Source organism: Achromobacter sp., from assembly GCF_049647645.1.
Taxonomy (GTDB): domain Bacteria; phylum Pseudomonadota; class Gammaproteobacteria; order Burkholderiales; family Burkholderiaceae_B; genus Achromobacter.
Map to the genome: position 1 here is coordinate 33,043 of NZ_JBARYB010000082.1, position 19,568 is coordinate 52,610.

A 19,568-nucleotide genomic window follows, 5' to 3' on the forward strand; every position below is an offset into this window, starting at 1 on the left:
CTGGGCTGGTCGCAAGGTTGTGCTTTGCTCACGAGGGCTTTCGGTCACCGCAGCGCCAGCCAGTGAAAACGCCTATTAAGAAAACCATCTCACATGCCGTACCGGTAGGAGGTCGCGTCTACTCAGAAAGGACTGTTCATGGTCGTCAGGAATTGCCCACGCAAGGGATGGTTGAAGTCGGCCGTCTTCGTTTTCTACGCGGCGAACTTCGCCCATCCCGCCTACGGCCAATCGGTCTCCAGTTCCGGCGACATTCAGCCTGGGCCGGCCCAGACGCCACATTGGAATGTCGGCGGCGATCTGACCGTTGGAGATACCCTCGCCGGGACGTTGACCATCAGCGCGGGCGGATCGGTAGTCAATGACTCGGCATACATTGGAAACAGCAATGGCGTCGCAGGCGCCTTGACGGTGTCGGGCCGTGACGGCAATGACGTCGCTTCCACCTGGACCAGCCTCGGTTCAGTGCTGCTCGGAGTCGACACCGGCAGCAGCGGCACAGTGACAATCATGGACGGGGGCCGGGCGCAAAGCGAATCGGCCAGCATCGGCTTCGAGACCGGCGGCGTTGGGAACGTTCGCGTTTCCGGGCCGGGGTCCACCTGGAATCTCGCCACGGGCAACGCGTTCGAGATCGGCGGGCGTGGCCGGGGTTCGCTGCGGATCGACAATGGCGGCGCCGTGCACAGCGGTCAGGCGATCATCGGCTGGGAAGTCGGCGGTGAGGGGAGCGTTACTGCGTCCGGCCCGGCAACGGTCTGGGACCCGCTGAACAACATCTACGTGGGGTTCGACGGAACGGGCGAGCTTCACGTCCAGGATGGCGCCACCGTTAGCACGGTCGGGTCGACAGCGCCAGGCGCCGCGGCGACGATTTACATCGGCAGGGGCGTGGACGGCGTGGGCGCCGTGACCGTATCGAGCGCAACGACCGATGTTTCGACGCTCGCGGCAAGCGACCGCATCGAAATCGGCTCGGCAGGCGCGGGAACGTTGACCATCGAAAAGGGCGGGCTGGCTGTCGCCGCCCGCAACACGTGGCTTACCGTTGACGCAAGCGCCACCGGTACGCTGAACCTGATCGGCGATGCCAGCGGCCGCGGCGTGCTGGAGACTGGCTCGGTCGTCAAGGGCGCCGGCGACGCCACCTTCAACCTGGATGGCGGCATCCTGCGCGCCAATCGCGATGAGGCCAACTTCCTGAAAGGCTTCTCCACGCAGGCAGTAGGCAGCAACGGCGCGGGGTTCGATACCAACGGCCACGAAGTGGGCGTGACGACTGCGTTCTCAGGGACGTCGCACTTCAACAAGCTGGGCGCGGGCAGGCTGACCTTGTCAGGTAACAGCGCGGGATTCACGGGCAATACGGATGTCCAGGCTGGAACGCTGCAGGTGGATGGCGTTCTTGGCGGACCGGTGAATGTGCTTGCGGCCGCGCGATTGACCGGCACGGGACGCGTGGGCGCGACGATCAACCGCGGCACGATCGCGCCGGGCCCGCGCAGCGGCTTCGGCGCCCTCACGATCACCGGCGACTATGCGGCACAGGGTGGCAACCTGGAAATCCGCACACAGCTGGGTGCGGACAATTCGCCGACGGACAAGCTGGTGATCACGGGCGACAGCGCTGGCGCCACGCCGGTCACGGTGAAGAACGTGGGAGGCGCTGGCGCGCAGACCCAACGAGGCATACAGATCGTGCAGGTCAATGGCATCTCGGCGGGGCAATTCAACCTGGCCAATGGCGATTACGTCATCAAGGGACGTCCGGCCGTGGTGGCCGGCGCCTATGGCTATGTGCTGCAACAGGATTCAGCTGATGGCGGCTGGTATTTGCGGTCGTCCCTGACCGATCCGGGGACTCCGACCGATCCGGGGACTCCGACCGGTCCGGGGACTCCGACCGGTCCGGGGACTCCGACCGGTCCGGGGACTCCGACCGATCCGGGGACTCCGACCGATCCGGGGACTCCGACCGATCCGGGGACCCCGACCGGTCCGGGGACCCCGACCGATCCGGGCACATCCCCGACCGGTCCTGGCACGCCCACGACCGGTGGCGGTTCGCCGGGCGCCGAACCGCCCTTGCTTTATCAGCCCGGCGTGCCGGTCTATGAAGCCTATGCCAGTACGCTGCTGCACCTGAGCCAGTTGCCCACCCTGCGCCAGCGGGTCGGCAATCGCCTCTATGATCCGGCGGACGTCGGCCGCAACGGCGTATGGAGCCGCGTGGAGGGCACGACGGGCAGGCTCGAACCCGCGGCGTCCACCACGGGCGCGCGCCAGAACGTCGATAGCTGGAAGGCGCAATTCGGCGTTGACCGCATCCTGGCCGGTAAGGAAGAGGGTTCTCGTCTGGTGGGCGGCCTGGCCTTTCACTACGGCAAGGCCGACACGCGTGTGTCGTCGGCATATGGCAACGGCTCGATCGACACCACTTCCTATGGCCTGACGCCGACACTGACCTGGTACGGCAAGAATGGCCTTTATATCGATACCCAGGCGCAGGCGACCTGGTTCGACAGCGACCTGAACTCAGGGCTGGCTGGCAAATTGAAGGGAGGCCAGAAGGCCCAGAGCTATGGCTTGGGTATCGAAGCGGGCAAGGCTTTCAGCGTGACGGAGGAGTTCGCCCTGATCCCGCAGGCGCAGCTGACCTACGTATCGACCCGCTTCGACAGCTTCAACGACAAATTCGGCGCGCGCGTGGGAAGCGACAAGGGCGACAGCCTGCTGGGCCGTTTCGGCATCGCGCTGGACTACAAGAGAAATTGGCAAACGGCCGGCGTGAAGCGGGAATCCAGCGTCTATGGCGTCGTCAACGTGAAGCATGAATTCCTGGACGGAACGAGTGTCCGCGTCGCCGGCGTGCCGGCGGCCAGTCGCTTGGCGCGTACCTGGGGCAGCATCGGAGCGGGCGTGAATTATGGATGGGGTGAGCGCTATGCGATCTACGGCCAGGTCGAGGCCGATGCGGATTTCTCCGGCAGCCATATCGTCACCGCCACCGCGGGTTTCAGGATGGCCTTCTAGATTGGACTGCGGTTTGCGCGCCCTTCGCCTTCCGGGAAACCGCGCGTACGCTGCAAGGCCACGCGAGATGACGGGCGATTGAAAAATCCCTACGAAGCGGGGTCCGCGTCGTAGGGATCGGGCAGAACATATCATGGGACGCTCAGTGGCAGCCTGGCGGCCTTGCGCCGAAGCGCCTCATACCGCATGCGTTGGTCAATAGCGCCAGCGCACATTGAGCGAACCGGCATGCTCGCGATTGCCGCCGCCGTATTGGCCGTTGTAGGTCAATGCCAGCGTGGTGTCGCGCGATACGGCGACTTCCGCGCCCAGCTCGGCCAGAGCGGCATTACGCGCGATCGGCGTACCGGCCACCGTGAACGCCTGGCTGCCCTCGAAGGCCATCGTCGTCTCCGCGGTCAGGCCGCCAAAGGCGTGACGCCAGCCCGCCATGGCATGCAAGCGCGCTTCAGCGCGGCCGACGGTGAAGTCTGTCTGCGTACGCAAGCCCAGCGTGCTGCTGGTTTGCTTGTCGCTGCTGCTGTGGCCGTTCAAGGCTGCCGAGCCGCCTGACTCCGAGAATCCGCGCGTGCGCAGATCGCTCCAGGCAAAGCCCACGAAGGGTTCGATACGGGTGCTATCGGTCAACGGCATCGAGTAGCCCAGCTCGGTAAAGAGCTGAGTCGTGTTCGCGCCGTAGTCGGCCGTCAACTTCTCCTGTGTGCTTGCCACGGTGGCATAACGCTTGGTGTTCACGTCATGCCAGGTGTAGGCTGCGCCGGCCAGAAAGTTCAACTTGCCCGCGCCCACCGCAAACGACTTGCCGCCGTACAGCGTGGCGCTATAGCCCGACACATCGGCTTGCGAGGATCGGTCATCGACGCTGATCTTGCTGTCGGTGTAGCCGACGGCGGCACCCAGGCGCCAGCCGCTGTGGCCTACCTCATGATCGGCGCCGATGAACAGGCCGCCCGTGTGCTGGCGCGCTTGCGCGGCGTTGCCGTTTTCCTTCTGCGTTTGCCAGTTGCCCACCAGCTCGGCCCAGGCAGGTTGGGCATTGGACGAGGGCAAGGCCGAGGCCGGCAGCGGACCGCCGGCTTGTGCCGTAGGCGCGCCCGGGCTCATGCCGGCGTTCAGATTCGTGCGCAGGCGCTGCAGCGGCAAGGTGCGCGGCGACGAGCTGCTGCCCTGCAGACTGGATACCACGCTGGCGTGGGCTTCTCCGCTCAGGCTGTTGAAGACTTCCGGCGGCGCGCCTTCGGGTAGCGTCAGGATGTACTTGTGCAAGGCACTACCCGACGGCAGGCTATCCAAGGCATTGGCCACCGAGCGCTGGTTCGACGTACTCGCGGCATCGGCAAAGGCAATCGGCGTACTGGGCGCTGTCTGTTTTCGCTCCAGCTGCAGCTTGACCTGTTGAGCCCCGTAGCTCAGCGAGGGGTTGAGGTATGCGTAGTTCGACGACACGGTATTGAACGTGCCATTGACCGCGTTGGCCGTCAGGATGGTGTAGGCCTTGGCCGCGTCAAAGCCAGCTTCAGGGCCCACGTGCAGCACCCCGCCCGCCAGGGAGGCCGTGCCGGTCACCGCGATGCGGTCGCTGGTGTTCGATGCAGGATCGGCATGGACCTGGTACGACGAGCCCGCCAGGAAGGTCAGGTCGCCATTGACGGTCAGGGCGCCATAGGCATGGCCCGATGGGCCGGTGCTGCCCGGAGCGATGACGCTGCCGTTGGCCAGCGTGGTCGAGCCTATGGCGCCGCTGCCACTTAGGCTTGCGCCGCTGGCAACCGTCAGGTTGCCTCCAAGCGCGGCCCCCGCGTGCAACGCAAGCGCTCCGGCATTGAGCTGCGTGCTGCCGGCGAAAGCGCTGCTGTCGCCCGTCAACGTCAAGCGGCCAGATCCTGTCTTGGTCAGGCTGCCGTTGCCGCTGATGGCCTGGGCCAGCGTGGCATCGCTTGCCTGGTTCAACTCCAGCGCGGCGTTGTTGGTGATGACGCCGCTGCCCAGGTTGGCCACCGAAGCGACCAGCCTGCCAGCGTTGATGGTGGTGTTGCCGGTGAATGTGTTGGCGCCAGCCAGCGTCAGGCTGCCAGCCCCCGTCTTGGTCAGGCTGCCGTTGCCGCTGATGGCCTGGGCCAGCGTGGCATCGCTGGCCTGGTTGAGTTCCAGCGCCCCGTTGTTGGCGATGGGGCCGCTGCCCAGGTTGGCCACCGAGGCGACCAGCTTGCCTGCGTTGATGGTGGTACTGCCGGTGTAGGTGTTGGCGCCGGCCAGTGTCAGGCTGCCGGCCCCCGTCTTGGTCAGGCTGCCGTTGCCGCCGATGGCCTGGGTCAGCGTGGCATCGCTTGCCTGGTTGAGTTCCAGCATCGCGTTGTTGGCGATGGCGCCGCTGCCCAGGTTGTGCACCGAGGCGATCAGCTTGCCTGCGTTGATGGTGGTGCCGCCGGTGTAGGTGTTGGCGCCAGCCAGTGTCAGGCTGCCGGCCCCCGTCTTGGTCAGGCTGCCGTTGCCGCCGATGGCCTGGGACAGCGTGGCATCGCTTGCCTGGTTGAGTTCCAGGGCCCCGTTGTTGGCGATGGCGCCGCTGCCCAGGTTGGCCACCGAGGCGATCAGCTTGCCTGCGTTGATGGTGGTACTGCCGGTGTAGGTGTTGGCGCCAGCCAGTGTCAGGCTGCCCGCCCCCGTCTTGCTCAGGCTGCCGTTGCCGCCGATGACCTGGGCCAGCGTGGCATCGCTGGCCTGGTTCAGTTCCAGGACCGCGTTGTTGGTGATGGCGCCGCTGCCCAGGCTGTGCACCGAGGCGATCAGCTTGCCTGCGTTGATGGTGGTGCCGCCCGAGTAGCTGTTGGCGCCGGTCAGAGTGGTTGTGCCAGCGCCGTTTTGCACCAGATTGCCACTGCCGCTGATCTGGTTCGCCAACGTGATTGCGTCGCTGCGATCGATCGCCAGCGTGCCATTGTTGCTCACGGCTCCTGCTCCGAGGCTCCCCATCGTGCCGCCATTGCCCAGCTGCAGCGTACCGTCAGCGATGGTGGCGGCTCCAGGAGCCAGGTCCAGGTCCAGCACCCAGGCGCCGGCGCCGCTCTTGACCAGTCCCCCGGCCAAGGCGGTGCTGCCGCGCACAGCCTGGGAATGCAGCTGCATCGCGTTGCCAGCGGCCTCCAGCGTCAGCGTAGAGCCGACGTTGCTGCCCAGGTCCAGATTGCCCAGGATCTGGCTGCCGGCCTGTAATCTCACATGGTTGGCACTGGAGGAGTCCAACAGCAGATTGCCCGCCAGCGTACCGGCATTGTCCAGTGTGCCGCCGTGGGTCAGCATGACGGTATTGGCCAGCGTCACGCCGCTGTTGATCTGCAGGGTCGCGTTCCGGCCTGCCGTGTTGTCCACCGTTACCGCGCCGGTGCCCAGCGCGTGGTCGCTGGCGGCCGCCAGGGTGCCCTCGGCCACCGTTGTGCCGCCGCTGTAGGTGTTCGAACCAGAAAGCGTGAGCGTACCGCCGCCGACCTTCAGCAGGCCCGTGGCCGATCCATCGACGATGGTCGCCGCGATGGCGGCGCTGATGCCTGCGTCGGTGTTGATGGTGCCCTGCGTGCCCGAGGCTGGCGAGAACGCCAGGTTGCCGCCCGTCAGGTTGTAGCCATTGGTGCTGAACTGCAGCGTGTCGAAGGACTGGGTGCCGGCCACGGACACGTTGCCGCCGGCGCTGCCTCCGAAGACGGCGACCGATCCGTTCCACCCTTGGGTCGCGGTGCCCGCGCTGTCCGTCCAGTTGGTGCCCGACGCACTCCAGGTGCCAGCGCCACCGGCGATGCTGCCGTTGCCGCTGGTCTGCCCGCCGTTCCAGAACTGCAGGCTTTGCCCTGCGCCCATCACCGACAGAGTGATTTGGCCAGTCGTGCCCATGTCCAAGGTGTGGCTGCCGGGCCTGAAGCCCGATTGCGTGCTGTTGACCTGGGTGGACGCAAAACTGCCCGACAAGCTGCCGTCATAGTTGAACAGGCGGTACCAGCCGGCCGAGGCCGCATTGGCGGTCAACGTCCCGCCCAACGTAAGGTTGCCCCCTACGGACACCAGGTCATTGCTAGCGCCCCCTACCACGCCGGCTTGGCCCAGCTCGTAGCGGGTGGCCGAGTTGGCGTGTAGCGTGAGATTGCCATCCACGGTCAAGGTGCCGGGACCGCCGTGGCCGGGAGACAGGGTCGCGCCCGAAGCGATTTCGACATCGCCGGCAATGCGGCCGGTGCCGCCCAGCGCGCCGCCGCTGTTGGCCGTGACGGACCCGTTCACCGAGCCGTCAATCAGCAACGCGCCTGCATTGACCTGGGTGTTGCCCGCAAAGGTGTTGGCGCCCGCCAGGGTCAGCGTGGCCGATCCGTTCTTGGTCAGCCCACCGGTGCCAGTAATCGTCCCTTTGAGTGTCAGGTCGTGGCTGCCCAGCACGTTCAGGCCGCCGGTGCTGGTATTTACGCGGTTGGTCAGCGTTACGGCGGCACTGCTGTCCAGCGAGGTGCCGCTGGCGGCGGTCAAAGAGCCGCTGCCCAAGGCGGTGTTGGAGGCGACGATCAGCGTACCGTTGTTGAGGGTGGTCCCGCCGCTATAGGTGTTCGAGCCGCTCAGGGTCAGGGCGCCGGCACCGGTCTTGGTCAGGCCGGCCGAGCCGTCGATCATGCCGCCGAGCGTCAGCGCGTCGCTGCCCGGCAGGGTCAGACCGGCGTGCAGGTGCACGGCCTGGTCCAGGGACAATGGCGCGGAACCGATCAGGCTGGCGCCTCCGCCGACGGTCAGGTCGCCGGAACCGAGCGCGCCGGCGTTGTTGATCGTGATGCTGCCGCCGTTGAGGACGGTGCCGCCGCTGTAGGTGTTCACGCCCGTCAGGCTGAGATTGGCGGCGCCGCCCTTGCTCAGGCTGCCGTTGCCATCGATGACGCCTTGCAGGGTGAGGTCGCTGAGGCCACCGACGGCCATTGCGCCATTAAGAGTGATGTGGTTGGCCACGGCACGTGCCGACAGCGTGTCGAGGGTGCCGCCTGAGGCGATCAGGCGGCCTTGCCCCAGCGCGTCGGCGCTTCCGATGTACAGCGTACCGGCATTGAGCAGGACGTTGCCCTGGAAGGTGTTGGCGCCGGCCAGCTGGAGGTTGCTGCTGCCATTCTTGGTCAGATTGCCGCTGCCGCTGATCACGCCATTCAGGCTGAGGTTGCCCCGGCCGTTGATGGTCAGGTCGCCGTTGAGCCCGATCAGGTTGGTCGCGGTCAGGTTGTCGCTGGCGCCGAGGGTGGTGCCGGCAGCGGTGGTCAGGGTGCCCGTACCCAGGGCTGAGCCGTTGTCGAGCAGCAGGGTCCCGGAATTCAGCGCGACACCGCCCAGGAAATCGTTGTTCCCCGCGAGGGTCAGGCTCGCGGCGCCATTCTTGGTCAGGCCGCCCGCGCCGGAGATCGCGCCGTTGAGCGTCAAGTCGTTGGATCCAGCGACGGTGACGTTGCCGCCGAGCGTCGCAGCATTGCCGACGGTGCGCGCCGCATTGGTATCCAGGGTGGTGCCCGCCGCGGCGCTGAATGTGCGGCTGCCAAGAGCGTCGTTGCTGTCGATGATCAACCTGCCGGCGTTCAGTTGTAGACCGCCAGTGAAGTTGTTGGCGCCACTGAGGGTCAGGGTGCTGGCGCCGTTCTTGACCAGGCTGCCGCTGCCGGTGATGAACCCGGCCAAGGTCAGCTCGTTGCTGCCGGTGAGGGTCAGCGTGCCGCTGGCCAAGGTCACGGCATTGGTCAGGATATGGTCGCTGGCCGTGTCGAGAGCGGCAGTTGCCCCGGACACCCTCAGGGTACCGCTGCCGATTGCGCCGACGCTGCCAAGGATCAGCTTGCCGGCGGCGATGTCGACTCCGCCTGTGAAGTCGTTCACGCGAGTGAGGGTCACCTCGTTGCTGCCGGATTTTTTCAACGAGCCGGTGCCGGTGATGTTGCCGCTCAGGGTCAGCGCCTGGCTGCCGTCCAGGCTCAACGCCGCGCTCAGGTTGATGCCAGTGTCCAGGGTCAGTGGCGAGGCGCCTTGCAGCGTCGACGCGGCGGTGACCGACAGACCTCCGCCGCCGAGCGCCGCGGCGCTGCCGAGGATCAGGGCGCCGCCGCTGAGGATGGTGCCGCCGCTGTAGTCGTTGGTGGTGTTGTTCAGGACTAGCGTGTTGGTTCCGCTCTTGGTCAGCGCGCCGCCACCGCTCAGTCGGCCGTTCAGGGTCAGTTGGTTGGAACCGCCGATGGTCAGCCCGCCGGTACCCAGGGTGAATGCACTGGGCACGTTCAGTAACGGGACCAGAGCACGCAGCGTTCCGCCGTTGGCGGCGACGGTGGCGATGCCGAAGACCGAAGCATCGTTGATGGTGGCGATACCGTCCCTCAACTCGGCCGTGGGGTTGGCGAAACCACTGAGCATAGGACCGAGTATGGTCCAGGTGCCGCTGAGGACTTTGAGGTTGGGAAAGTTCTTGTAGGTTGTGACGGAGACGACGCCGGTGCCGGCAGAACCGGAGCCGGGATTGTTGGCAGCGGCGACGTTCTGCAGGATCAAGGTGTTGGCGCCATTCAAGCCGCCATCGACGAGGCCCGCGGCGGCGAACTGGAGGCCTGGCCGGTTCGCTACGCCCATCGCGCCCGCTACCCCGCCACCACTCTGGACTGTCGAGCCGGTCACCGCGATGAACGTGTTCCCGGTGAAGCCGCCCGTGCCCATGGACAGGCTGCCGTGGAGGGCGCCTGCGTTGATGAAGGTGTTCCCCGCCGTCGAGCCCTGGAACGCGATCCGCCCGATGATGGTGCGAGCGGGAGCGTTGGTGAAGTCGACTCGCGGGCCCGCGCCCCCGGCACTGTTCGACGGGTTGTAGACGGTGACCACCGGGATATCCGACGCGGTCAACGCACCGGCGGTGATCAGCGGCACGGCATCGATGGAGCCGTTGTTGGTGAAGTTCACGATGCCGTTCGCGCCATTCTTGACCTCGTAGGCCATGCCGGTCAGATTGGGCAGGCTGGTTTGCTGCGCATCGCCGATCGCCTTGGCGCCCCCATTATTGTTGATGGTAACGACGCTGTTGTTGGCGTTGCCCAAGACCACCCCGGAGGAGAAGTCGACCTGCGGTGCCAACAGCGTCGGGCCGATCGTACCGAAGTTGTTGAACCTGACGTTATCGCCGTCGAGGATGAGATCGGCGCCCGTCGATGAATACACCGTGGCGCCGTTGGCGACGTTGACCGTGAGGTTGTTCACTGACGTGCCGTAAGTTCCAAGGACGGAACCAGTGCAGTCCACCGTTCCACCTGCGGCTGGAATCGTAGGCCAGCAGGCCGCCAGCGCAACGGGAGCCGCTCCGGCCAGACCCCATGCCAACGCCACGGCCGTTGCAACGGCATGCCAGCGCAGCGCAGGCGCCTTTGCGGCACGGGTGCCTGCGACCTCAACCCCCAAACCGCCACCGCCACGGGCTATCTCCGGCACGGCCACCCAACTGCCCAGGCTCGCGTTCCAGAGCGTGCGGTAAATACGGTTCATCTTTCTGTTTCCTTGATGATTGGGCGAAGGAGGGGAGCGGTGGCGCAGCGTATGGCTGCGTATGACGGATTCAAAATCACCCGGGACGTGACTCGCTGCGATATCCACGCCGGCGAAGCGCGCGGCGATTCAAATCGATGCATTTGATGACGATTTCGGAATGGCCCCGCCCGCGGAAGTTGGGCTACGAGTCGTCGGCGCAATGCCTGCGTCGATCAGGTCGGTGACCCAATACGCCGCGTTGACCTGCCGCGAGGGAGTCAAAATAAATATCCAATAATTTCCAAGTGAAACTTTGCCACAGGCAGCTTCTAGCGGGCATCACTGAAATTTGGTATTTGGGTTGCTTTGTTGAGGGTTTGAGCACGCCGAATAAAGTTCGCCTTTTGTAGGTACGGTGCGCCTCCGCCAGGATCTCGGCCTTGAGCTTCTCCTCGACGAACATCGTGCGCCGCCGGGCGTTCTCGGCCCCCAGCTCCTTTATGCGCGCCATCAGCGATACGTCCATGCCGCCGTACTTGGAACGCCACTTGTAGAACGTTGCCGACCTGATGCCCACCTCGGGGCACAGCTCGGGCACTGCCAAGCCTGCTTCGGCCCGCAGGCACGGGATGGCGGATGTTGGAGGCCTAAGTCTGTCGGCAGGCGGACGAAGTTAAGTTTCCTTAATATGTTCGTACAAACTATTCCTGGAGATTCTCTGGATAGAACTTCAATTCAATGACATATCAAACGCTTATGTGATCGTAATCCCCTATCTCCAAATCTTGGTGTTGGCGTATTATGTACGTACCTAATTATTTGGGTCTCATCTAGACCCGACCGGATGTGTTTCCGTCAGGGGGGCATGTGCGGACATACCAGGTGCGTTACAGCATCGGCACGGAGGTGACAACATGGGCTGGTCAAGAATGACGTCGCGCGTTTTGCTATCGGCGTGCGCGCTGTGGGCGGGTGCGGCGTGCGCGGAGTATCCGGAGAAGGCGGTGCGGATATTGGTGGGGTTTCCCGCGGGGCAGACTACCGATGTGATTGCGCGCATGCTGGCGCAGCAACTGACGGGTGATCTGGGGCAGACGTTCTTTGTCGAGAACAAGCCCGGCGTGGGAGCGGGTCTGGCCGCCGAGGAAGTGGCGCGATCGCGACCCGACGGCTATACGCTGCTTGCCACGTCCAGCGGTCCGCTGGCGGTCAATGGTTGGATCTACAAGAGCCTGCGCTATGACAGCAGGACGGACTTCCAGCCCCTGGCGATGATAGGGCTCTTTCCGCTGGTGCTGGTCGTCCACCCCGAGTCCCGCTTCAAGAGCCTTGCCGACCTGGTCGAATACGCCAAGAAGCATCCGACCGCGATCAACTACGCATCAGGCGGTAATGGCGTCACCAACCATCTAGTGATGGAAATGTTCCAGCAGCGCGCTGGAATCAAGCTGAACCATATCCCGTACAAAGGCGGCGTGGCGGCCATGACCGACGTGGTGGGCGGGCAGGTCGATGTCATGTTCGAAGTGGCGTCGATTGCCGAACCGCTGGTGCGCAGCGGGAAGTTGAAGGCGTTGGCAGTGGCGAGCGAGCATCGCGTGGCGACGTTGCAGTCGGTGCCGACCATCGCTGAGTCGGGGTATGCTGGTTTCCGCGGCGACCCTTGGATAGGGGTGGTAGCACCGAAGAATTTGCCGCAGTCCGTCGTCGACAGGCTGGCCGGCGAAATCATCCGCATCGCCCAGGCGCCGCAATGGACTAAGCGCATGGCCGAACTGGGCGCCATTCCACAGGTGATGGGACCAGCGCAATTCAGCACTTTCATCGGCGCCGAAGTCGAGCGCTGGGGCGAGGCGGTGAAGGCGGCCAATGCCAAGGCAGAATGACGCCAGCGTCCAGCGGGACGGGCGGCGGCCGGTGGCGATACTGGCTTGCACGCTGGCGATCCAGGCCGTCAGCACCGCCGGCGCGCTGGCGTTCGCCGTACTGGCTCCGTTGATTCCCGGTGCGCGCACGGCGGAGGTGGGCCTGTTCCTCGCCGTGGTCTATGGCGGGGCGATGATAAGCAGTGCGTTGAGCAGCATGCTGGTTGGAGGGCTGGGTGCGGTGCGCGTATCGCAGGCGGCCCTGGCGCTTCAAGCCGTGGGCCTGGCGTTGCTGACGGTCGAGGCGCCGTTTGCGCAGCACGCCGCGGCGCTGCTGTGCGGCCTGGGTTACGGCATCATCACACCCGCCAGTTCTCACATTCTTGCGCGCACGACGGCGCAAGAGCGGATGTACACGGTTTTTTCGCTGAAACAGACCGGCGTGCCGCTGGGAGGCCTGCTGGCCGGGGCCATTTTGCCGGCGCTGGCGGCATGGTCGTCGTGGCGCACGGCCTTGCTTTTCCTGGCGGGGACGGCCTGCATAGTGGCGCTGGCCTCGGACTGGCTGCGCGCGCAATTGGATGAACCGGCTGCACCGCGCGCAACCGGGGCGGGGCAGTGGCACAGGCCCGTCATGGACGTATTGCAGCGCGCGCAGCTGCGCACCATGGCGGGCATTTCGCTGTTGTTCTCCGCGTGCCAGCTTTCGGTCAGCGGCTATCTGATGGTGTTCCTGCTGCGGGATCTGCAACTGAGCGTCGCGCGCGCCGTGCTGGTCTACGCCGTGGTCCAGGGCGCAGGCATGGTGGGCCGCGTGGCATGGGGGCGGGTTGCCGATCGGACGCGTTCGCCGCGTGGCGTGCTGATGCTTATCGGCGTGTTGATGGCGGGCAGCGCCCTGGGGTTGGCGTTCACGCCTGCACAACCCGCCATGCTGGTACTGTGCCTGCTGGCGGCGCTGCTGGGCGCGACGGCGATTGGCTGGAACGGGGTGTTCCTCGGCGAATTGGCGCGTCTGGCACCTGCGGGCAAGGTGGCGTCGGTGACCGGCGGGACGATGTTCTTCACGTACATCGGGGTAGTGACAGGTCCGCCAGCGTTCGGCCTGCTGGCGGAACAGTCCAGCCTGGGCGTGGCATATGGGGCGCTGGCCGTCTTGCCGCTGATGGCGCTGTTGCTGCTTGGTTCGAGGGCAAGCTGGAGGGCGGCCTGAGCAGGCCGCAGCCTACGGATTGAGGTTGGGCTTGAGACTGCGCTTGAGCTGGAACGCCACGGTTACGCGGTCGGCCGGGTAGGTGGTGTCGGTGATTTCGAGGATTCTTCCGGTCGCGTCCTTGTAGTGCCGGATGAGGCGCAGGCCGGCGCTGCCGGCCTGGACCCGCAGGCGCTCGGCCAGCGGGGCTTCGATCAGGGTGGCGGTGACCATCTGCCGGATTTCGTCGATGACGACGGCGTACTCGCGCTCGATCAGCGAACTGACCAGGGTCTGGGGCTGGAGCCGGATCGTGTCGACCAGGCCGGCCAGCGTGGCGTCGATGTAGATGTCCGCCTGTGCGACAGGCGCGCCGGCCCGGCGCACGTCTTCGCGCGTTCCGCTGAGCAGGACCCAGGAACTGCCCACGGGCGCCTCCAGGCGCCGCGCCTTGTTGCGGTCCAGGGTGACGTGGCGCACGTCTTCGATGGCACGCACTTCCGTGGCCGCGACGCGTATCAGGTCTTCGGGCGTGCCGAACGATTGCACGAAGGCCGTGTCCGGGTTCGCGCTTTCGACCAGGGTACCCACTGCCTTCTTGCGCGAGATATAGCCCAGGTCTTCCAGCTTCTTCAGCGATGCGCGCACCGTATGCCGGCTGACGCCATACTGGTCCGCCAGCTCGTGTTCCGTGGGCAGCAGGCTGCCGACCACGTGCCGGCCTTCCTGGATGTCCCGCAACAGCGTATTGGCCAGTTCCACATAGCGAGGCTGGCCGCCAGTGGATGCGGTCGGGGTGTTCTTTCGGGTGGCGGTCATGAGGTGCCTGGAAGGGGGAACGTGGGCTTCGGGAGCATTGTAAGGCCCCGCCTTCCTGCGGACTTCGGACCGCCCGCGCGGATCAATCGGCGAAGAAGCGGTGTTGCGCCTCGGGCGGCAGCGTCATGCCGGTAATCCTGGCCTTGCGCAGGACTTCCCAGAAGTAGCGGTAAGTGGCGCGGTCGTGGAGCTCGCCTTCGTACTGGATCGGACCCCAGTCATTGTCCTGGGCGGCCAGCAGAATGTTGGCGGCATCCTCGACTTCCGAGAATTCGGGCTGCATCGCCTGCACAATGGGTTGGATCTGCGCGGGATAGATGCTCCACATGCGCAGGAAGCCGAACTGCCGGCGGGCGCGGCCGGCGTCGTCGGCGATGGTGATGGGATCCTTGAGATTCAGGCATACGTTATGGGCTGGAACGACGCCATGGGCCAGCGCCGCGGCCACCACGTCGGCCTTGGCGCGCACCAGCAGCGCGTGTTCGAACTGACCCGGGCTGCGCATGGCGCTGGCCGCGATGGCGCCATGGTGGCCGCTGACGAAATCCATCAGGCCGAAATCCAGCACCTCGACGGTAGGCAGGGCGGCGATCGGAAAGGCATCGCGCAGGGCGCCGTGAGTCTCCACCAGGACGTGGGCGGGGATCTGTCTTTCCAGGCCGGCCTTGCGCGCGGTCTCGCCGATATAGCCGATGACCTCGGCAGCCTGCTGCCAGCTGGTGGCCTTGGGGATGGTGATGTAGGCGACGCGTTCGCCTGCCTGGCTCACGATGATGTCCACGTCCTGGCGCCAGGCCGGATGGGACGGATCGTGGATGCGCGCGCCGGCCCGGTCGAATTTGTTGCGCGCCGAGTTGATCATGCGCGCCACCATTTCGGCATGGCCACGTTCCTGGCCGGCGGCGGCGCCGTCCTCGCAATCGCAGGTGATGTCGAAGATCGAGCCATACTCGGCCTGCAGGTCCATGGCCTTGCCGATCAGCTTTTCGCTGCCGGCGAAATGTTCGCAGACGGGCAGCACAGGGAAGGGGCTTTCGCCAGCGAAGAGCGCATCGCGGGGATGGATGGCAGTAGTCATGTCGGTGCTCGTAGGGGATGTGGTTGAAGACGGGTTCGCCCGGGCCGGTCAGGCCCGGCGCCTGGGCATGGCGATGGTGTAGTCGATGTCCAGCACGACTTGCGCCGGATGGCTGGGCCGGCCGGCGCCGGCGTCGGGAAAGGCGATGGCTGCGGCGCCGGCGTTCTTGATGCCGATGGTGCGCAGGCGCAGGGCGCCCATGTGCGCCTGTCCCAGGTCGATGCGTTGCAGCACCGTCGTGGCGCAGGCGATGGTGTCGCCCGCGTAGGTGGGGTTTACATGGCTGCCGCCGTTGATGGCCAGGATGGAAAGGCCGTTTTCCAGGCCGTCATAGGACAGGGCGCGGCATAGCGACATGACATGCCCGCCATAGACCAGCCGTTGGCCGCCTTGCGCGCTCATGGCGTAGCCGTCGAAGTGCGCGCGAGCGGTGTTCTGGTAGAGGCGAGTGGCGATGCTGTGGTCGCTGTCGTTGATGGTCATTGCGCCAGGGTGGTCGATCCGCTGGCCCTCGTCGTAGTCTTCCCAGAGCTCCCCGGCGCCTGTGACCTCGGTAATGCGCAGGGCTTGCGGCGTGTATCCGTGTTGCCCCAGCTGCGCGGCGCCGATGGCCGCCTGCATTGAGGGCACCAGGGTTTCGGGGCAGGCGGCCTGCGGGTCCCTCTTGTGCACCATGACCCAGCGCACCCATTGCAGGATCTCCTGGTGGCGCTGGTTGCGCGCGGTCGAGCGCACATAGACGACGCCGGTCTTGCGGCTGGAGTTTTCCTTCAGGCCGATGATCTCGGACTCGACGGCCAGGGTATCGCCCGGGTACATGGGCGCGATGAATCGTAGTTCCGCATAGCCCAGGTTTGCCGCCGCGTTCAATGAAATGTCCGGCACGGTCTTGCCGAAGGCGGTGTTGAACACCAGCAGGTCCTCGAGAGGCCAGTTGCCGCAGCCCAGCAGTTCGGCATTGCTGTGGGCGGTGTACAGCGCGCTGCGGCTGCCCGTGAGCCCGATATAGAGGCTGCGATCGCCGTCGGTGAGGGTGCGCGGCGTCGCGTGGCGGATCTTCATGCCCAGCCGGAAGTCCTCGAAAAAATTGCCCCTGCGGTCGTTGCTCAGTCCCATCTGCCCAGTCTCCCGTCCGGATTGCGCGGCACCGGCAGGGCCGCTTTTAGGGTTAATGTTCGTACATATTGCATATCAAAAACGTCAATGTCAAATCCAATAAATTTAGAAAATCCTGGATTTTTATGCAATTTTATTTTTGAAAGGGGTTGCGCACCTCGCTTTCGGCAAATAATATGTACGTACATTTAAGGAATCAATTTTTGAGCGGGGACGAGAATGCAGGCACAAAGCGAAGAGCGGCGCATGATCCAGGAGGCCGCGCGCCAATTCACGATGGAACGCGTGCTTCCCGTGGCCAACCGGCTGGACCCGGAGAAAGGGAAGATCCCTCGTGAACTGATCGATGAAATGGCCGAACTGGGTTTTTTCGGCATCCTGATTCCCGAGGAGTACGGCGGGCTGGGGTTGGGCGCCTACGAGTACTGTCTGGTGGCGGAGCAACTTTCGCGCGGATGGATGAGCGTGGGCAGCCTGATCGCGCGCGGCAACGGGCTGATCGGCGCGCTCAAGGGCCTGACGCCACAAAAGAAGGCGGAGTACCTGCCACGCATGGCGCGCGGCGAATTCCTCGGCGCTTTCTCCCTGTCCGAGCCCAACGCCGGTTCGGATGTGGCCAACATCTCCTGCCGCGCCGTGCGCGATGGCGACGACTGGCTGATCACGGGCAGCAAGTACTGGTGCACGTTCGCGGACGATGCGGACTTCATCCTGGTGATCTGCCGCAGCGACCCCGTGGTCGATCCGAAGGCGCGCCACAAAGGGCTGTCCGCGTTCATGATCGAGAAGCCGCGCGGCGAACTGCCGGAGGGCGTCCAGGGCAGCGTCATCCCCAAGATCGGGTATCACGGCTGGACGACCTGGGAGCTCGCATTCGACAACTGCCGCGTGCCGCATTCGGCCATGGTGGGGGATGAGGGCAAGGCGTTCTATCTGGCCTGCGCCGGCCTGGAAACCGCGCGTGCGCACACAGCGGCGCGTTCCATCGGCCTGGCGCAGGGCAGCCTGGAGGATTCGATCCAGTACGCCAGGCAGCGGGCGCAGTTCGGCAGGCCGATAGCGGACTTCCAAGCCATCCGCTTCAAGATCGCCGATATGGCGACGCAGATCGAGGCCGCCCGCGCCTTGCTCTACGCCGTGTGCGAGAAAATCGATCGCGGCGTGCGTACGGACACCGAAGCGTCCATGGTCAAACTGCTGGCCAGCGAAATGAGCGAACGGGTGACCAGCGAAGGCCTGCAGGTCCACGGCGGCGCCGGCTACACCACGCATTGCGCCGCCGAGCGCTATTGGCGCGATGCGCGCCTGACCAAGATCTTCGAGGGCACTTCCGAAATCCAGATGCGCATCATCTCCGATGCGCTGCTAGGCAAGGTGCAGGCATGAGCCGGACGTTCCCCCAGGACTCCACGGGAGCGGCGGGCGCGCTCGCCGGATTGCGGGTGATCGATCTCACACAGATGCTGGCGGGACCTTTCTGCACGCAGATATTGGCCGACCATGGCGCCGACGTCATCAAGGTGGAAAGCATGGGAGGCGACGGAACCCGGGTGACCGGCCCGTTCCTGGCCGAGGATGCGACCCGGGACTACGGCGGGTACTTTCAGAGCATCAACCGCAACAAGCGTTCCATTGCCATCGATCTGAAGAGCGAAGCCGGCAGGGATATCCTGCGCCAGCTGATCGATGGCGCGGACATCGTCATCGAGAACTTCCGCGCGGGTGTGATGGAGCGGCTGGGGCTCGCGTATGAAACGCTGCGGCAGACCAATCCCCGGCTGATATACGGCACGGTGCGCGGCTTCGGCGATCCGCGCAGCGGAGCGAGTCCCTATGCGCATTGGCCGGCCTATGACGTGGTTTCGCAAGCGATGGGCGGAATGATGGGCATCACCGGGCCGAATGCCGAAACGCCGACAAAAGTAGGGCCAGGCGTGGGCGACACGGTGCCAGCGCTCATGCTGTGCGTGGGCGTGCTGGCGGCGGTCCGCCATGTGCAACGGACCGGCCGGGGGCAGTTCGTCGATGTGGCCATGACCGACGCCGTGCTGGCCATGTGCGAGCGCATCGTCTATCAATACTCCTATACGGGCCAGGCGCCCAAGGCGGAGGGGAATCGGCATCCCCTGCTGTGTCCGTTCGGCTTGTTCCGGTCGCTGGACGGCCATGTGTCGATTGCCTGCGCGACGGATGCGTTCTGGGAGACGCTGGCCGGCCTCATCGGCCGCCCGGACATGGCCAAGGATCCGGCGTTCGCCACCAACGCGGCGCGCGTGCGGAATCAGCAGCAGGTCATCGATGCGGTGGAGGCATACACCGCCGTGCGCACCAAGGACGAGATCGGCGCGGCGCTGGGCGGCAGAGTGCCATTCGGGCCGGTTTACACCGCTGCGGAGATTTTCCAGGATGAGCACTATGCGCGCCGGGAGATGCTGGTGGAGGTGGAGCAGCCTGGCGCGAACCGTCTGGTAAGCATCGTAGGGGTTCCGGTCAAGCTGAGCGAGTCGCCGGGCGCGGTGCGCCGCCGCGCGCCGCTGCTGGGCGAGCATACGGACGAGATCCTGCAGGCAGCCGGCTATGACGAGGACGCCGTGGCGCGGTTGCGCGCGGCGCAGGCGGTTCGTTGATGCGCCTGCATCGAGATGAAGGATTCAAGCCATGGGAGTATGCCCGATGAAAATACTGGTACCCGTCAAGCGCGTCGTTGACTACAACGTCAAGGTGCGCGTCAAGTCTGATCAAACCGGCGTGGATATCGCCAATGTGAAGATGTCCATGAACCCCTTTGACGAGATCGCCGTCGAGGAAGCGACCCGCCTGAAGGAGAAGGGGGCGGTTGCTGAAGTCGTGGCGGTTTCTTGCGGCGTTGCGCAATGCCAGGAAACGCTGCGCACGGCCATGGCCATTGGCGCCGACCGCGGCGTGCTGGTGCAGACCGATGCCGAGCTTCAGCCGCTGG

At 65.3% G+C, this 19,568-nt stretch carries 10 protein-coding genes and 1 pseudogene; 6 read left to right on the forward strand and 5 right to left on the reverse strand.

Annotated elements, in window-relative coordinates:
* The first annotated feature begins 138 nt into the window (after positions 1–138).
* A complete protein-coding gene (locus WBB14_RS09505) occupies positions 139–3,033 on the forward strand; it encodes an autotransporter outer membrane beta-barrel domain-containing protein (protein WP_424239601.1) in 2,895 nt (964 codons plus the stop codon).
* A 195-nt stretch (positions 3,034–3,228) separates the two neighbouring features.
* Here the strand turns inward: WBB14_RS09505 and WBB14_RS09510 are convergent, their stop codons facing one another.
* A complete protein-coding gene (locus WBB14_RS09510; RefSeq protein WP_424239602.1) occupies positions 3,229–10,557 on the reverse strand; it encodes an autotransporter-associated beta strand repeat-containing protein in 7,329 nt (2,442 codons plus the stop codon).
* Positions 10,558–10,957: 400 nt separating this feature from the next.
* A pseudogene (locus WBB14_RS09515) lies at positions 10,958–11,170 on the reverse strand (transposase); the annotation flags it as partial.
* A gap of 298 nt (positions 11,171–11,468) precedes the next feature.
* On the opposite strand from WBB14_RS09515, the gene WBB14_RS09520 reads away from it, so the two are divergent.
* Positions 11,469–12,425 carry a Bug family tripartite tricarboxylate transporter substrate binding protein gene (locus tag WBB14_RS09520; RefSeq protein ID WP_424239603.1) on the forward strand — a complete coding sequence of 319 codons (957 nt, stop codon included), beginning with the start codon at positions 11,469–11,471 and terminating at the stop codon, positions 12,423–12,425.
* The gene (locus tag WBB14_RS09525; RefSeq protein WP_424239604.1) at positions 12,409–13,617 is read left to right on the forward strand and encodes an MFS transporter; all 1,209 of its coding nucleotides are present in this window, start codon (positions 12,409–12,411) and stop codon (positions 13,615–13,617) included. Before WBB14_RS09520 ends, WBB14_RS09525 begins: the two co-directional genes overlap by 17 nt.
* A gap of 12 nt (positions 13,618–13,629) precedes the next feature.
* On the opposite strand, the gene WBB14_RS09530 is transcribed toward WBB14_RS09525, so the two are convergent.
* From WBB14_RS09530 to WBB14_RS09540, 3 genes are all read right to left on the reverse strand, one after another.
* Positions 13,630–14,415 (reverse strand): GntR family transcriptional regulator, encoded by a 786-nt coding sequence (locus tag WBB14_RS09530; RefSeq protein ID WP_424239605.1) that lies wholly within the window; start codon positions 14,413–14,415, stop codon positions 13,630–13,632.
* Positions 14,416–14,497: 82 nt separating this feature from the next.
* Complete coding sequence (locus WBB14_RS09535; RefSeq protein ID WP_424239606.1) at positions 14,498–15,493, reverse strand: HpcH/HpaI aldolase/citrate lyase family protein; 996 nt, start codon at positions 15,491–15,493, stop codon at positions 14,498–14,500.
* 48 nt (positions 15,494–15,541) lie between these two features.
* Complete coding sequence (locus WBB14_RS09540) at positions 15,542–16,609, reverse strand: MaoC family dehydratase (RefSeq protein ID WP_424239607.1); 1,068 nt, start codon at positions 16,607–16,609, stop codon at positions 15,542–15,544.
* A 219-nt stretch (positions 16,610–16,828) separates the two neighbouring features.
* On the opposite strand from WBB14_RS09540, the gene WBB14_RS09545 reads away from it, so the two are divergent.
* The 3 genes from WBB14_RS09545 to WBB14_RS09555 form a co-directional block, all read left to right on the forward strand.
* On the forward strand, positions 16,829–17,995 hold the full coding sequence (locus WBB14_RS09545) for an acyl-CoA dehydrogenase family protein (protein ID WP_424239608.1): 1,167 nt from the start codon (positions 16,829–16,831) through the stop codon (positions 17,993–17,995).
* Positions 17,992–19,236 (forward strand): CaiB/BaiF CoA transferase family protein, encoded by a 1,245-nt coding sequence (locus WBB14_RS09550; RefSeq protein WP_424239609.1) that lies wholly within the window; start codon positions 17,992–17,994, stop codon positions 19,234–19,236. The genes WBB14_RS09545 and WBB14_RS09550 overlap by 4 nt, the downstream gene beginning before the upstream one ends.
* Positions 19,237–19,282: 46 nt before the next feature.
* Positions 19,283–19,568, forward strand: a 286-nt coding sequence (locus tag WBB14_RS09555; protein ID WP_424239610.1) for an electron transfer flavoprotein subunit beta/FixA family protein, incomplete at its 3' end; no start/stop codon positions are given.